Here is a 15,325-nt window from a genome sequence, read left to right as displayed (position 1 = left end):
CTCAGTAGAGCGAGACCAGCGCGCCGACGTGGCCCGATGTCTGCGCCCATTCGATCAGTTCGAACACCGGAAACGCGAGCAGGAACAGGCTGGCGTCGCGCAGGGTTCTGAAAACGTGCCGAGGCTCGATGAGCAGCTGATCGGCCGAGTGCCACAGCCCTGGCCTGGGCAGCCAGCGCGGAGTCGAGGCGCAGTAGCTCGCGAACGTCGTGAACTTGGTGGCCAGATAGCGTTCTTCCTGGCGGATGAGCCGGTCGAACACGGCGAAGAAGCCTAGCCCGATCACGGCGGCGACCGTGATCGAGCCCGACTGAAGGCCGGCGCCGACCGCACCCAGCAGCGAGAAGCCATAGAGCGGATTGCGGCTGACCGAGTAGGGACCATCGGTGACGAGTTCCGCACACTTGCGGCCGCCCACATACAAGGTGCAGCCGGTGCGGCCGGCGATGCAGACCAGCATCAGCAGCTGCCCGAGCGCCTCGATGCTCTCGTGCGCGGGACTGCTGTCGGGCCAGGCCGAGCGGCACACCAGCAACAGCGGTAGCAGCAGGATGCCGAGCCATTGAAGGCGTCGCCGACGTCGGCGCTGGACGGGCCCCAAGGCAGCGGGCGGGGCGGCGCCGATGGAGACCGATGTTGCCGGGGCCGTTGCCGAATGCTTCATCACGCCTCAGCCCTTGATCTTGTCGAGGGCGGCGCGAATCTCGCCGCGCCGACCGGCATCGGCGTCTTCGCGGCCTGCGCGCGCGGGCGCCGACATCGCCGCTTCGAGATAGCGGCGTGCCTGATCGCGCTCGCTCATGTCGGCGAGCAGCTCGCCGTAGAAGAAGTTCGGATCGATTCCGTTCGGATTGAGCTGCAGCGCTTTTTCCAGATAGGCCTTGGCCTTCTTCTTGTCGCCGAACGACAGCGGCCAGCCGGGCGCTTTGGCGTAGAGGCTGCCGAGCGAGGTGTAGACCGATCCGTCGAGCGCGGTCGCGTCGATCTTCTCGGCGGCGAGCAACTCGTCGCGCGCCTGCTTGATCTTGTCGAGTGCGCCGAGCCCGCCCTGGAACTTCGCGTAGCTGCTCAGGATGATGGCCTGCCAGATCATCGGCTCGGCCCGTCCCTTGTTGTGTTCGACGGCGGATTGCGCATCGGCGGCGAGCTGCTCGAACTTCGCGAGCTTGTCGTGTTCCGGCGTCTGGTAGTACGCCTCGGCCCAGCCGTGCTGCAGCCGGGCGACGTCATCGCTCCAGGTCTGGGCGTGCGCGGGCATCAGCCAGCTGGCGAGCAGTCCGGCCGCCAGCAGGAGCAGACTCTTGGTCATCGGGTTGCTGAACATGTTCGTAGCCTCCATCAATTCAATGTCTGCGACAGTGCGAAGGGCCGCATACGCTCGCCCTGTTCGCGCAGCCCCTTGTCGACGAGACGCGGGAACACCGCGTTGAGCTTGACGAAGAAGCGTTCCGGCCAACCGAGATAGCGCTCGCGCCGCTCGGCCTGCATCGCGTCGACGATGATGCGAGCGACCGTCTGCGGCTCGTCCTGCTTCATCGAGACCGCTTCGGCCATGCGGCTCGTCGCGCCTTCGTTGATCGGCGTGCGCGTGTAGCGCGGAGCGACGTAGAGCACGCCGACGCCGCTGCCGGCGAGTTCGCGACGCAAGGCTTCGGAGAAGCCGCGCAAGGCGAATTTGCTCGCCGAGTACGCGGTGAAGCACGGAAAGCCGATCGATCCGAAGATCGATCCGACATTGACGATGAGCCCGCTGCCCTGGGCCTTGAACGGTCGCAGCGCAGCGCTTGCGAGCTGCATCGGTGCGGTCACGTTGGTTTGCCAGATCGCATCGAGCTGCGCTTTGGACAGGTTTTCGAACAGGCCGAAATGTGAAACACCGGCGCAGTTGACGAGCGCGTCGAGCCGCAGGCCGTCCTCGGTCGCACGTGCGATGAGGTTCTCCGCCGACGATGGCTCGCTGAGGTCGCAAGTCAGCACGCGCGCCTTGCCGCCGAGATGGACGATCGAGCTGGCGATGTTGTCGAGCACCGTCGCGCGTCTTCCGGACAACAGCACCTCGGCGCCGCGCGCGGCGAGTTCGAATGCCACTTCCTTGCCGATGCCGCCGGATGCGCCGGTCAGCAGTACACGACTGTCTGCGAGTTTCATGTCAGCGCTCCCTCACGGAAAACTGGCGATGCAGCGCGGCGAAGATGGCGCTGTAAAGCCGGTAGAAGCGGCGCGATGCCTGGATCACCGCGTCGAGATCGCCGGGCGTCAGCTCGTTGACCAGGTCGCGGAAGAAATCGACATGCGAGACGTCGAGCGCGCCGTGGCTGCTCAGGTAGGTGAAGGCCGTCCTGGGCAGGCCGAGCGCGAGCGCGAGTTGTTTCGCGGCATTGGTCGCCAGCGCGGTGCTGGTGCCTTCGAGCACGTGCACCATGCCGAAGAAGCCCACCGGATTGCCGCGTTCGATGAGGTCGTAGGCGTAGGCCACCATCATCTCGGTTTCGAACGCCGGAACACTGTGCCGCGCCGACTCGCGATCGCCGCCGCTCGCGACGATGTCGTCGAGCACCCATTCGTGATGGCCGTATTCCTCGTCGATGTAGCTCACGATCCTGGCGCGCAGCCATTCGTGGCGATCGGTCAGACGGGCGCCGCAGGCCATCATCAGCGGCACGGTGTGTTTGACGTGGTGATAGGCCTGGGTCAAGAACGCGATGTACATCGCGATATTCACGCGCCCGGCCATCGCGTCCGCGAACAGGGGTTGGTTCAGCAGCGCGGTTCGCTCGGCCAGCGTTTCGGCCTGCAGGACTTCGTAGTGGCTCATGCAGCGGTCTCGTCGTAGAGGGATTCGAGTTGAAGGCGGTACGCCGATGCGATGGCGCTTCGGCGCAAGCGTCCATTGGGCGTGAGCTGATCGTTGGCCGGCGCGAACGGCTGCGAAGCGACGATCCAGCGATGAATGCGCGCGTAGTCGGGCAGGCCGTGATTCACGGCATCGAGCGCCGACTGCACTGCGACCAGATCGCGCGTGCGCGGCACGATCACCGCGACGTTGTAGGGCCTGGCTTCGCCGAACACCGCGGCCTGTGCGATCGCCGGCTGCAGCGCGAGCTCGCTTTCGACCCATTCGGGCGAGACGTTGCGGCCGTAGGCGGTGACGAAGATGTTCTTCTTGCGGCCCGTCAGATGCAGGAAGCCGTCTTCGTCGAGGTGGCCGATGTCGCCGGTCGCCACTTCGTCGGTCGATTCGTGCGCCGGCTCGCCGACGTAGCCCAGATAGCCGTTGCCCGCGACCCGCACTTCGCCATCGGGCGCGATCCGCAGCCTCAGATGCGGCAGCGGCCGGCCTACCGTGCCGGCTCGCCAGTCGTGGATCGTGTTGAGCGCAACCACCGAGGCGCACTCGGACAGGCCATAGCCTTCGTAGACCGGCAGTCCCGATCGAGTCGCGCGGCCCAGCAGCGTCGGCGACAGCATCGCGCCGCCCACCGCGACGAAGCTCAGGCTCTTCGGCAGCGGCGCCCTGGCTTCGATCGCGGCGATGAGCGCCAGCAACAGCTGCGGCACGAGGATCACGCTGTTGGCCTGGGCCAGCTCGATCTGCTGAAGCAACCTGGCCGGATCGAAGCCGCTCGCACCATCCAGGCCGACCGCGCCGAGTGAGGGCACATGCGTCGTGGCGCCGACCAGCAGCGGGGCGTAGAGCCCGCCGATGTTCTCGAGCAGGGTCGCCAGCGGAAGCACGCACAGATGCTGCGACTGCGCGTTCGCACCGCTGGCTTGCGCGAGCGCTTCGGCGACGCGTTCCTGCTGCTCGATGCCGAGGCAGACGCCCTTGGGCGATCCGGTGGTGCCGGACGTGTAGGTGATCTTGCGCGTCGCCGCGTGCAGCGGGCGAGCCTGCGCCGGCACGCTGAGCAACCGCAGCAGCGAGGCCGTCGCGGGCGGCAGCAGTTGCGAGACGTCTTGCGCGCCCGGCAAGGCCATTGGCAGCGCGAGCCGGCGATCGATCAGCAGCAGATCGATGCCGGCGTCGGCGATCGCGTGCGCGATCTGCTGCGCGGAGAAGAACAAGGGCAGCGGAACGCTGACCAGCCCGGCGTGCAGGACGGCAAGCTCGGACAACGCCCAGGCGATGCCGTTGTCGGCGACGATGCCGACCCGCGTGCCGCGGCTCGCACGCAGGCCCGCCGCGAGTTCCTTCACCGTATCGAGCAGCGATGCGTAATCGACGCGCCGATCGCCGCCGACCAGGGCGATGCGCTCGGGCGACTCGGCCGCGTGGCGATGCAAGGCGGCGATGACGCGGCTGTCGTGGCCGCTCATCACGGCGCTCCGACGCGTGCGAGCGCTGCGAGCGGATCGCCGCCCTCGCGCTGCTGGTGCCGCAGCAGCCGGCTGCCGTTGCCGATGTCGCCGAGCATCACCGATGGTGCGCTGTCGTAGTAGCGGCCCCAGGCAGCTCGCTCATGCTCGGCGAGCCGCTCGATCGGGGCGGGCGCGATGATCTCGAGTGGCAGTCCGAGCCGCGAAAAGCCGTTGCACAGGCGCGCGGCGCCGGTGAACGCCACCCACTGGAAGCCTTCGGCCTGCAGCAGCTCGCAGAGCATTGGAATCAGCTCGCGCAAGGCTCCCGGCGTAGCGCCCGCGAGATTGCCGACCTCGACGATCTGCTGCCGCGACACCGGACGCGCCTGGCGCTTGGCGACCCAGGCTTCGATCGGATCGTCGAGATAGCGCTCGAGGAACAAGGGCCCGCTGGCCGCGCCGCGAAGGCCGACCGCGGCGAGCAGCTCGCCATCGGTGCCATGCAGGCCGAACAGGCGGGGCAGGTAGCAGTACAGGCTCGCGCCGTAGACCTCGGCGAAGCGCTCGGCGATGAAAGCCGTCAGCGCGTCACGCGTCGCGGCCTGCGCTTCGATCAGCGCGGGTTTCGGGCTGGCTGTCGCTCGGTGGAGCGGGGCTGGCGTCATGTCGGGACCGACTGCATGCACCGCCGGCGGCGGGCTTCGGAATCGATCGGGCAACGCCGGTGCCAGCCGGCTCAAACCTAAAAAGCAGCGTTATTTCAGGTAGATGGAATAAACGCTCGATGCATGCAAAGCCTGCACGAATGGTCGGTGCGCAAGCTTTGCAGACAATTCTTGCAGGGTCGCGAAGCGTCTCAGCGGCAGTCGGGCAGGTTGCCGGCGGCTTCCGGACGCCCTTCCGGCGTCAGCTGCAGGACCACGCGCAGGCGCGCCCCGGCTTCGCAGGCCGACAGATAGCCGATGCCGGCACGCGTCTCCGCGACGAAGCGCCGCACCGCGGCTTCCGAAGCCAGCACATGCGGAGGCAGCACGCCGTGGAAGTACTGCTCGTTCCAGTATTCCTCCTGGGCGTCGGCGGACATGCGCAGCAGCGTGTGCGCGAAGTGCTGGCGCAGCGGATGGTCGGCCGGAAGATTGACCGGCTGGATGCGCGTGCCGTTGCTCCAGAACAGTTTGCGACGCTTGAAGATCAGCGCGATCTCGTCGGCGCTCGGCGCATCGGCGTTGTCGGCCGAGACCACGACGAGCAAGGGCGGGGCGCCCGACTGCGCGCGTAGCGACGGCGGCAGCAGGGCGCCGAGCGCGACCGCGCCTGCGAGCAGCGCCCAGCGGCTCGGCCGGGAATTCAGAACAGCACCGCCAGCGAAAACAGCAAGCCGTCGCGGACCTCGATGTCGTCGGTGTCGGTGGCGCTGCTGTACTCGGCCTTGAGCACGACCGCCGGCCTGGGCCGGAAATTGAGGCCGCCGAGATAGACGTTGATGTCGCGCGCGGAGCCCGAGCGCCGGAAGGTTTCGTAGCGGGCGACCGCATACCAGCGCGCCGTCAGCGGGGCGACCGCCTGCACGTAAAGCCCCTGCTCGTCGCGATCCTCGAAGCGGCTCGAGGTGACGCGATAGTGGAACTCGCCGCTGAGCTCCCAGCGCCGCCGCGACCACGCGAAGTCGATGCCGTAGAGGTTCTTGCGATCGTCCGGCGACTGGCGCTGTTCGAAGTTGGCGTACGACAGTCCGAGCTCGGTATGCGGCAACGGTGAAAACAGCAGCCGGCCGCCGAGCGCGTCCTCGAAGGTATCGATATCGCGGTCGCGGGCGAGTTCGGTTCCGGGCGAGTAGTACAGCGAATACTCGACACCGTTCGCGGTCCACGGCAGCGTGCCGTAGACCATCAGACCGGTCGCGTTGGTCGGAAACGTGGTCTCAGTGATCAGCGGCCGGGCCGTGGTCCAGACCAGCGGCGAGGCGTGAATGAGGTTCCAGCGGCCGACCGGCGTCAGGAACTTGCCGACGCGAAACTTGAGGGCGTCGGCCGGCGTGTAGTCGACGTAGAAGCGCTCGAGTTCGACTTCGGCCTCGTCGGTAGTGAATCGGCCGGGCCCGGCGACCAGGCCGTCTTCGATCTCGGTCTCGGAGAAGAAATGCCAGCTGCCGCCGTTGTCCCACCACAGGAACGCGCTCAGCGAATCGACTCCGGCGCGCCAGTCGGCACCCTGGGCATCGCCGGCCGAGATGGTGCCGTAGCCGCCGAGCACGGCGCCGGTGTCGCCGAGCGGCAAGCCGTGGCCGAGTTCGTAGCGGCGGGCGATCGGATCGAAGCCGGTGCCCGAGCCGGTCGCAGGCTCCTGCGCCCAGGCACAGCCCGACGCGCAGGCCAGCAGCAGGCCGGCGAGCCGGCTCAGGGGGCGCATCGCAAGGTCTATCATGGGTGGCCGGCTCTCAGGGCTCTGGCTGCCTCGAATCGGGCGCACTCTAATTCAATCGAACGCAAGGCTGTGATCCGCTGATCGTGACCATCCGTAGGCTATTGCTTGCCGCGTTCCTGCTGGCAGGGCTGATTCCGGCCAGCAGCGTCACCTGGCTGGCGTTCGAGCGTTCGCGCACCGCGATGCTCGACGAGATCGAGCAAGGCATCGACCGCTCGACCGCCGCCACCTCGGCCGAGCTCGATCGCCTGCTGCTCGAACGCCTGCTCAACGCCACCACCTGGAATCACCTCGAAGTGATGCAGGATCTGCGGCTCGACGACGTCGACAAGCGGCTGTCGGTGTTCCTGGCCGAGATGAAGCGCCGCTACGGCTCGGCCTATGTCGATCTGCTCGCCGTCGATACGCGGGGACGCGTCGTCGCGAGCAGCTCGGCCGGGCGCATCGGCCAGCACGATGTCGCGGGCGCCGCCTGGATGACGCTCGATCTTCCGGGCGGGCAGGTGCGCCTCGAACGCATCGCCGCCGACAAGCTGCGCATCCGCACCGACATCGAATCGAGCTTCACCGAGGGCAAGCTCGGCGAGCTCGTGCTCGAGTACGACTGGCGGCAACTGCTGGGCCGGCTCGATGCGGCGGCCGATCCCTCGCGCCAGGTGCTCGTCGTCGACGGACAGCATCGCGTCGTCGCGGCGTCCGCCGCGCTGCGACAGGCCGGAGCCGAGCCCGGAGCCGACGCTTCGGAGTGGCGCAGTGCGGACACGAGCCGCATCCGCGCGCTCAGCGGCATGCGCTGGATGGATGGCGATCTGCTCGTGGGGTCCGCCCGCTCCACGCCGATCGATCCGTACCCGAGCCTCGGCTGGACCACCTTGCTGCTGCAATCACGCGCTTTTGCGCTGGCGCCGGTTCACCGCATGGGCCTGACCTTCGCGAGCCTGCTCGCGGTGACCTTGCTGATCACGGTGCTGGTGTCGAGCTGGGTCGCCGGCGTGATCGCCAGGCCGGTCGTCGCACTGACCAGTTTCACGCGCCGTTACCTGCAGCCCGGGCCACCGCCACCGACGCCGCCGCAAGGGCCCGGCGAGATCGGCGAACTCAATCGCAGCTTCGTCCGGCTGGTCGAAGACCTGCATCGATCCCAGGCCACGCTGACGCAAGCCTCCAAGCTGGCCGCGCTCGGAGAAGTGACTGCGCTGATGGCGCACGAGGTGCGCACGCCGCTCGGCATCCTGCGTTCGTCCGCGCAGATGCTGCGCATGGAGCCCGGCCTGAGTGCGGAAGGCATCGAACTGACCGGCATCATCGAGAGCGAAGTCGCACGCCTGAACCGGCTCGTGAGCTCGATGCTCGATAGCGCGCGCACGCATCCTCCGCAGATACGGCGCGACGATCTGCACGCCATCATCGATCACGCCTGCATGCTGCTCGCCGCGCAGGCGCGCGACCGTGGCATCGCGCTGTCGATCCGGCGGGCCTCCGAAGAAGCCTGGGTCGATTGCGACGGCGAACAGATCACACAGGTCCTGCTCAACCTGGCGATGAACGCGCTGCAGGTCCTGCAGGCCGGCGGACACGTGGAGATCGGCACGCGCAAGGAGGCCGAGCGCTGGATCGTCGAAGTCTGCGACGACGGCCCCGGCGTTCCGGCCGAAGACCGGCGCGCCATCTTCGAACCCTTCGTCTTCAAGCGCGAAGGCGGCATCGGCCTGGGCCTGGCGGTGGTGCGCCAGATCGTCAGGCAACATGGCGGCGACATCGTGGTCGAAGACAGCGCCCTCGGCGGAGCCGCGTTCCGCTTCTGGCTGCCGACGCCGCTGACCCAATGAACGTGATCCGCCCATGAGCCCCAGCATCGCCATGCCGTCCCTGCGCATCCTCGTCGTCGACGACGAGGCCAACATGCGCCGCGTGCTCGAGATCATGCTGTCGAGGCGCGGCCACAAGACCGTCAGTGCCGGCGACGGCCAGGCCGCCTTCGAGTTGCTGCGCGAGGGCGGCTTCGACTTGGTCATCAGCGATCTGCGCATGCCGATCGTCAACGGCATCGAGCTGCTCGCCAAGCTGCGCGACGCCGGCATCGGCGTGCCGCTGATCATGATCACGGCCCAGGGCAGCATCGAGAGCGCCGTCGAGGCCATGCGGCTCGGCGCCTGCGACTACCTGCTGCGCCCCTTCGACGTCGAGGCGCTGGACCTTTCGATCAACCGCGTGCTGCGCGTGCAGGGCGTGCTCGATCGCAACCAGTATCTGCGCGAGCAGGACGACCGTGTCTGGCAGGGCCTGGTCGGCGCGAGTCCGGCCATCCTCAAGCTGCGCGAGCAGATCCAGCAGGTGGCGCCGACGCGGGCGACGGTTCTGCTGAGCGGCGAGACCGGCAGCGGAAAGGAGGTCGTCGCCCGCGCGATCCATCGCGCTTCGCCGCGTCGCGACGAGCTGTTCGTCGCCATCAACTGCGCTGCCATTCCGGCCGAAATGCTCGAAAGCGAACTGTTCGGGCACGAGAAGGGCGCGTTCACGGGCGCGCTGCGCGAGCGCATCGGCAAATTCGAACTCGCCAACCGGGGCACCTTGTTCCTCGACGAGATCACCGAAATGCCGGTGGCGCTGCAGACCAAGCTGCTGCGCGTGCTGCAGGAATCGGAGGTCGAGCGCCTGGGCGGCAATCAAGGCATCAAGCTCGATCTGCGCGTGATCGCCGCGACCAATCGTTCGCCCAGGCAGGCCGTCGAACAGCAGAAACTGCGCGAAGACCTGTACTACCGGCTCAACGTGTTCTCGCTGCAGCTGCCGCCGCTGCGCGATCGGCTCGACGACCTGCCTGCGCTGGTCGCGCATTTCATCAGGCAGCAAGTCGGCGATACCGCCGTCGCGCCGGAGCTCGGCGACGAGGCGCTCGCGCATCTGCGCGCCTACGCCTGGCCCGGCAACGTCCGCGAACTCGCCAACCTCGTGGAGCGTGCGCTGATTCTCTCGGGCGGGCGTCGTTTGCAGGCGGCGCATTTTCCGATCGAATCGCCGAGCGCCGCGGCATCTCCGCCGAGCGCGAATGAAGGCGACATCGGCGACCTCGACCTCGAAACGGCCATCGAAAAACTAGAGACGCGCCTGATTCGCAGCGCACTGGAGGCCAGCGGAGACAACAAGTCCAAGGCCGCCCAGCTGCTGCGGATCAGCGAGCGCTCGATCTGGTACAAGATCAAGAAGTACGGCCTGTAGCCGCGCACATCGCGAACGCCGCAACCGAGCGGCTAGAAGCTTCTGTCCACCGAGATGATGCGCGGACAGCCGCCTCGCGGACACCACTGCGAGGCGATGACGCGCACGCCCGTGCAGTGAATCTCGATCAGCTCGCTCTTCTCGCCGGCAGACAGTGCGCAGGGTGAACGCATTGCCTCAGCAAGCGACACACCCTGGAAGTTGCCGGCGGTGGCGATGCGTTGAACCGTGTCGTACGCGAAGTCCTTGTCGAACTTCCCGGGCCTCACTCTCAAGGTCTTGCTGCCGAGCGCGACGGCGAACTCCAGGGCGCCTTCGTCGCAATCCCAGCGCTTGTCGCTGCGTCGGCAATCGACCGAATAGCGCACGGGCTGGCCGCGGATGAAGTCGTGGGGCTTGCATTCGACGACCCCGAATGCCTGCTCGAGATCGTTCTGCCGGGTGGTCACGGCCTTGATGCGGTCGACCTCGACGCCATGCGGTTCCCGGCAGGCGATCTGCGCGAGCTCCTGCGCATGCCGCTCGGACGGCTGAAAGGCGTAGGTCATCTGCGGCTCCTCGGCGCCGGCGGCGAGCGCGAGCAAGGCGCAAAGGCCGACGAGCATCGAAGCTCGAGTGGCTTGGCCAATCGCGGGACGGTTCATCGGATCGGGCATCGGCATGAAGATAAAGTGCGAGCGCAAGTCTGCCGCATTTCCCGCAGGCGCACGCCGATCGAGGCCGATCCGGAGCCCGCAAACACAAGAGCCGCGTTCAGGATGAACGCGGCTCTGTCGTCGAACGACCGAAGGCCGGGCGCTAGGCCGCCTTCGAACTCCCACTGAACGGCTGCATGCCCTTGGGGACGTGGATGCCCTCGGAAGCGCGCAGATACTCGTCGCGCTTGGCGCGCGGGTTGTAGAACTGCCGATACCAGGTGCGCTGCTTGTGGAACGCGCCATCGCCCTGCACGAACAGGCCCTGGATGCACGGACGCTTGTGCTTCCAGACATCGAAGTCCTGCGCGAACGCGGCGAGCGCGAAGTCCTGGTAGCCGCGTGCGATCGGCAGGTCTTCTGCGCTCGCCACGGCCTGGCCGGTCGGCGATTTCACCATCAGCGCATGCCAGACGTAGGTGGAGCCGTCGTCGACGGGCGTATGGGCGATGAAGATGTAGGAATCGTGCGTGCCGGTCATCGAGGTGATCAGCACGCTCGGGCCGTGATAGATCGCCTCGGTGACGAGCTGCGGGCCGCCTTCGGTGGTCAGCGTGCGATGGCCGCCGGCCATGCGCTGGATCGCCTTGTGGCCGCGGAACTCGTTCTCGAAGCGTTGCGTGAGCGAGCCATGCACCGGATTGAAGTGGGCGACGTCGGTGATGTTGTCGAGGATCTCCTGCGGGTGCACCTGAATCTGCCCGAGGTCGTCGAAGCGCCAGCGCACCCACGACGGATCGTCCCATTTGTCGATGAACGGCACCTCCCACTCGGGCTCGCCGCCTTCGGCGTCGTACCAGACGAACACCGCGCCCATCGATTCGGCCACCGGCCACGAGCGCACGCGCGCGGCCGGCGGAATCGGGCCGCTCGCATACGGAATGTGGTTGCACTTGCCGTCCGGGCCGAAGCGCCAGGCGTGGTAAGGGCAGCGGATCGAATCACCTTCCACGGCGCCGTCCTGGATCACGTAGGAGGTGTTGTTGCGCGCCAGGTGTGTACCCATGTGCGGGCAATAGGCGTCGAGCAGGATCACCTTGCCGCTGTCCTTGCCGCGATAGAGCGCGAAGTCCTGGCCGAAGTAGCGCACGCCCTGCGGAACGCTCGTTACTTTCTCGGACTCGGCCACCATGAACCAGCCGCGCGGAAAGGTGAATTCACCCAGTCCGTAGTCCTTCGAAGTCGCCATTACCCGCTCCTGTTGCACGTCCGATCGATGCTGGGAGGCAGGCTAGGAAGCTGCCCGCGCATACGCATCGTCCATTCGCATGATCGCGGGTTGGGTCGGCGCGAAGCGCGTGACCCACCGCGTCGTCGCCACTACTCACTTCGGATGAAGCCAGCACGGCGACCATCGGCAACAGTCGCCACGATCTATCCGCCGCCGCGATAGACCCATCGACATCGCAGGAGAGCCCCGTGCAATCGCAACGCCACAACGTCACCTCGATCGTCACGCCCGAAGTGCTGATCCAGCGGGCCCGCGAGATGGTGCCGGTTCTCGCCCAGCGCGCCGACAAGGCCGCCGAGGCGCGCATGCTGCCGGCCGAGACGATCGCGGACATGCAGGCCGCGGGCTTCTTCGAAGTGCTCAAGCCCAAGCTCTACGGCGGCTACGAGATGGACCCGCAGGTGTTCTACGACATTCAAATGGTGCTCGCCGAAGGCTGCATGTCGACGGCCTGGGTCTACGGCGTGCTCGGCGTGCACAACTGGCAGATCGCGCTGTTCGATCCGCGTGCGGCGCAGGACGTGTTCGGCCGCGATCCGCAGACGCTGATCGCCTCGACCTACATGCCCAAGGGGCAGGTGACGCCGGTCGAAGGCGGTTTTCGCTTCAGCGGCCGCTGGGGCTTCTCGAGCGGCATCGATCACTGCGACTGGGTGTTTCTCGGCGGCCTGATCTTCAACGAAGGCCAGCCGCCGGAATACCGCACCTTCCTGCTGCCGAAGTCGGACTACGAAGTCGTCGACACCTGGAACACCATGGGCCTCAAGGCGACCGGCTCCAAGGACATCATCGTCAAGGACGTGTTCGTGCCCGAGTACCGCACGCACAAGGCAAGTGACGGCTTCATGGGCACCAATCCGGGCCGCGAGACGTTCACAGCCAATCTCTACAAGCTGCCCTTCGGACAGATCTTCGTGCGCGCGGTTTCGACCGCCGCGATCGGAGGCCTGCAGGGCGCGCTGAACTGCTTCGTCGAGTTCGGCGGCAACTGGACCGGCAACATGGGCGCCAAGACCTCGGAGCAGGTGCCTGCGCAGATGGCGGTGGCGGATACCTCGGTCGCCATCGACGAGATGAAGACCACGCTGATGCGCAACTTCGGCACGCTGCTCGAGAGCATCAAGGCTGGGCAGATGGTCGATCTCAACACGCGCCTGCTCTATCGCTACCAGGCCGCGCAGGTCGTCGAGCGTTGCGCCCGGCACGCCTACCAGCTGCATTCGGCCTGCGGTGGCCGCGGCATCTTCAACGACTTTCCGCTCGTGCGTTTCTTCCTCGACATCCTGTCGGCGCGCGCGCACTACGCGAACAACCCGGACGTGTTCGGCCGCAACTTCGGCGGCGTGCTGCTGGGCCGCGACAATACCGACTTCTTCCTCTAGCTCGAAGAAAGTGCCGGCCGTTCCTCTCTCCCGCTCGCGGGAGAGAGTCCCGCCGAAGGCGGGGAGAGAGGGGCTTTTGATGCGCCACCAACTCTAAGCTCCGGCTTGTGCCGGTAGATGATGACTGCAGTCGGATCGGGAATACGTCATGGCAGACGCGAGCGGCAACACCTGGGATGAAGAATACGACGTGGTCGTCGTCGGCTCCGGCGCCGGCGGCATGACCGCGGCACTGAGCGCGCAATCGCTTGGCCTGAGCGCCATCGTGCTCGAAAAAAGCGATCAGTACGGCGGCACGAGCGCGGTATCCGGCGGCGGCATCTGGATTCCGTGCAACGAGCAGATGAAGGCGCACGGTGGACGCGACAGCTTCGAAGAGGCGCACGTCTATCTGACGACCTTGATCGGCGACAGCGTCGCGCCCGAGCGCATCGAAGCCTATCTGCGCAAGGCGCCCGAGATGGTTCGCTTTCTGCAGGAGCGGCACGGCGTCGAATTTCGCTGTGTTCCCAAGTACCCGGACTACTATCCCGACAAGCCCGGCGGCAAGGACGGCTATCGTTCGCTGGAGCCGGTACCGTTCGATGCATCCAGGCTCGGCGACGAGTTCTTCAATCAGCGCGAAGCCTTCAAGGGCACGCAGCTGATGGGCCGCATCGGCATGGACCAGATCCAGGCGCATGTGCTGTTCACGCGCGCAAAAGGCTGGCTCTGGCTCACGCTGCGCATGATGCTGCGCTATGCGCTGGACCTGGGCTGGCGCCGCAAGACGCATCGCGATCGCCGCCAAGTGCTCGGCCAAAGCCTCGTCGCGCAACTGCGCTACGCGATGATCCAGCGCAATGTGCCGTTGCGTTTGTCCACCGGACTCGATTCGCTGATCGAAAGCGATGGGCGAGTGCAGGGCGTGCTCGCGACGCAAACCGGCGGCCGCAAGCTGCGTATCGGAGCGAGACGTGGCGTGGTGCTGGCATGTGGTGGTTTCGAATCGAATCAGCAGATGCGCGAAGAATATCTGCCAAAACCCACGCAGGTGCAGTGGACCGCGGCGCCGCCGATCAATCACGGCGACGGCATTCGCGCCGGCAAGGCGCTCGGAGCCAAGCTCGATTTCATGCATCGCACCTGGGGATCGCCGACCGTGCACGTGCCGGGCGCCGCGCAGCAAACCACGCTGTTCATCGAGCGCTCGCTGCCGGGCTGCGTGATGGTGAATCGGCAGGGCAAGCGCTTCGTCAACGAAGCGGCCTCGTATCCGGACGTCGTCGATGCGATGTACGCCGAGCATGCGCGCGGCGGCGGCGCGGTGCCGTGCTGGATCGTGTTCGACGCGAACTTTCGCTACAAGTATCCGATGGGCCCGCTGCTGCCCGGCCAGATCGCGCCCGACAGCAAACTGCCGCGCGAATGGCAGGACCGCGTGTACTACCGCGCCGAGACACTCGATGCGCTCGCGGCCAAGATCGGCGTCGATGCGGCCGGCCTGCGCGACACCGTGCGACTCATGGGTGCCTATGCCAAGACCGGCGTCGATCTCGATTTCGGCAAGGGCAAGCTGTCGATCGAGCGCTACTACAGCGATCCGAAGGTTGAGCCCAACAGCTGCCTCGGGCCGATCGAGAAGCCACCGTTCTACGCGCTTCGCCTCGACGCAGGCGAGATCGGTACCAAGGGCGGCCTGCTGACCGACGAGCGCGCACGCGTGCTGCGCGAGGACGGCGGTGTCATCGCAGGGCTCTACGCCATCGGCAACTGCTCATCGGCAGTCATGGGGCCGACCTACGCAGGTGCGGGTTCGACGCTCGGGCCGGCGATGACGTTCGGCTATGTGGCGGCCGGGGATATGGCGAAGGCGGTCGTGGGTCAAAGCATCCAGATGCCGTCCTGACCAGTGAAACAGGTGTCTTCAGCAGCCGGCTTGGACTCCTGAACACCCGAGTTCGACTGATCCGATCCCGAAGCCGACTCATTCTGGTGCGAACTCGACTGATCTCGACCCGAGTTCGGGTGTTGGGGATCGATTCGGCTGTTCCGGAAACCCAGGCAGGTCCGCGAACAGTCCTAGCCGACTCTTT

At 66.6% G+C, this 15,325-nt stretch carries 14 protein-coding genes; 4 read left to right on the top strand and 10 right to left on the bottom strand.

Annotation, left to right across the window (positions count from 1 at the left end; translation table 11 throughout):
- Position 1: 1 nt before the first annotated feature.
- From AC3WUM_RS20290 to AC3WUM_RS20255, 8 genes are all read right to left on the bottom strand, one after another.
- Positions 2-664 carry a methyltransferase family protein gene (locus tag AC3WUM_RS20290; protein WP_492412570.1) on the bottom strand — a complete coding sequence of 221 codons (663 nt, stop codon included), beginning with the start codon at positions 662-664 and terminating at the stop codon, positions 2-4.
- A 6-nt stretch (positions 665-670) separates the two neighbouring features.
- Positions 671-1,324: a hypothetical protein gene (locus AC3WUM_RS20285; RefSeq protein WP_492412569.1), complete on the bottom strand. Its 654-nt coding sequence runs from the start codon at positions 1,322-1,324 to the stop codon at positions 671-673.
- A 14-nt stretch (positions 1,325-1,338) separates the two neighbouring features.
- Complete coding sequence (locus tag AC3WUM_RS20280; protein WP_492412568.1) at positions 1,339-2,148, bottom strand: SDR family oxidoreductase; 810 nt, start codon at positions 2,146-2,148, stop codon at positions 1,339-1,341.
- 1 nt (position 2,149) lies between these two features.
- Complete coding sequence (locus AC3WUM_RS20275) at positions 2,150-2,815, bottom strand: iron-containing redox enzyme family protein (RefSeq protein ID WP_492412566.1); 666 nt, start codon at positions 2,813-2,815, stop codon at positions 2,150-2,152.
- Entirely contained in the window at positions 2,812-4,317 is a 1,506-nt protein-coding gene (locus AC3WUM_RS20270; protein WP_492412564.1) for an AMP-binding protein, read from the bottom strand. Before AC3WUM_RS20270 ends, AC3WUM_RS20275 begins: the two co-directional genes overlap by 4 nt.
- Positions 4,317-4,964 (bottom strand): thermostable hemolysin, encoded by a 648-nt coding sequence (locus AC3WUM_RS20265; protein WP_492412562.1) that lies wholly within the window; start codon positions 4,962-4,964, stop codon positions 4,317-4,319. Before AC3WUM_RS20265 ends, AC3WUM_RS20270 begins: the two co-directional genes overlap by 1 nt.
- Before the next feature lie 191 nt (positions 4,965-5,155).
- Positions 5,156-5,551: a hypothetical protein gene (locus tag AC3WUM_RS20260; RefSeq protein ID WP_492412560.1), complete on the bottom strand. Its 396-nt coding sequence runs from the start codon at positions 5,549-5,551 to the stop codon at positions 5,156-5,158.
- Positions 5,552-5,646: 95 nt separating this feature from the next.
- Positions 5,647-6,708 (bottom strand): hypothetical protein, encoded by a 1,062-nt coding sequence (locus tag AC3WUM_RS20255; RefSeq protein WP_492412559.1) that lies wholly within the window; start codon positions 6,706-6,708, stop codon positions 5,647-5,649.
- A 98-nt stretch (positions 6,709-6,806) separates the two neighbouring features.
- On the opposite strand from AC3WUM_RS20255, the gene AC3WUM_RS20250 reads away from it, so the two are divergent.
- Positions 6,807-8,552, top strand: coding sequence for a sensor histidine kinase (locus AC3WUM_RS20250; protein ID WP_492412557.1), 1,746 nt, complete (start codon positions 6,807-6,809; stop codon positions 8,550-8,552).
- A gap of 13 nt (positions 8,553-8,565) precedes the next feature.
- On the top strand, positions 8,566-9,942 hold the full coding sequence (locus tag AC3WUM_RS20245) for a sigma-54-dependent transcriptional regulator (RefSeq protein WP_492412555.1): 1,377 nt from the start codon (positions 8,566-8,568) through the stop codon (positions 9,940-9,942).
- A 32-nt stretch (positions 9,943-9,974) separates the two neighbouring features.
- On the opposite strand, the gene AC3WUM_RS20240 is transcribed toward AC3WUM_RS20245, so the two are convergent.
- Both AC3WUM_RS20240 and AC3WUM_RS20235 read right to left on the bottom strand, forming a co-directional pair.
- Entirely contained in the window at positions 9,975-10,547 is a 573-nt protein-coding gene (locus AC3WUM_RS20240; RefSeq protein WP_492412554.1) for a hypothetical protein, read from the bottom strand.
- A gap of 193 nt (positions 10,548-10,740) precedes the next feature.
- Complete coding sequence (locus tag AC3WUM_RS20235; protein WP_492412553.1) at positions 10,741-11,826, bottom strand: 3-ketosteroid-9-alpha-monooxygenase, oxygenase component; 1,086 nt, start codon at positions 11,824-11,826, stop codon at positions 10,741-10,743.
- Positions 11,827-12,125: 299 nt separating this feature from the next.
- On the opposite strand from AC3WUM_RS20235, the gene AC3WUM_RS20230 reads away from it, so the two are divergent.
- Together AC3WUM_RS20230 and AC3WUM_RS20225 are read left to right on the top strand one after the other, a co-directional pair.
- Complete coding sequence (locus AC3WUM_RS20230) at positions 12,126-13,250, top strand: acyl-CoA dehydrogenase family protein (RefSeq protein WP_492412756.1); 1,125 nt, start codon at positions 12,126-12,128, stop codon at positions 13,248-13,250.
- Positions 13,251-13,398: 148 nt separating this feature from the next.
- Entirely contained in the window at positions 13,399-15,138 is a 1,740-nt protein-coding gene (locus tag AC3WUM_RS20225; protein WP_492412552.1) for an FAD-dependent oxidoreductase, read from the top strand.
- Positions 15,139-15,325: the final 187 nt, after the last annotated feature.

Source organism: Hydrocarboniphaga sp. FW305-C-57 (assembly GCF_058783045.1).
Note: the sequence above shows the minus strand (reverse complement) of the source record. Positions and strands in the feature narration are given on the sequence as shown.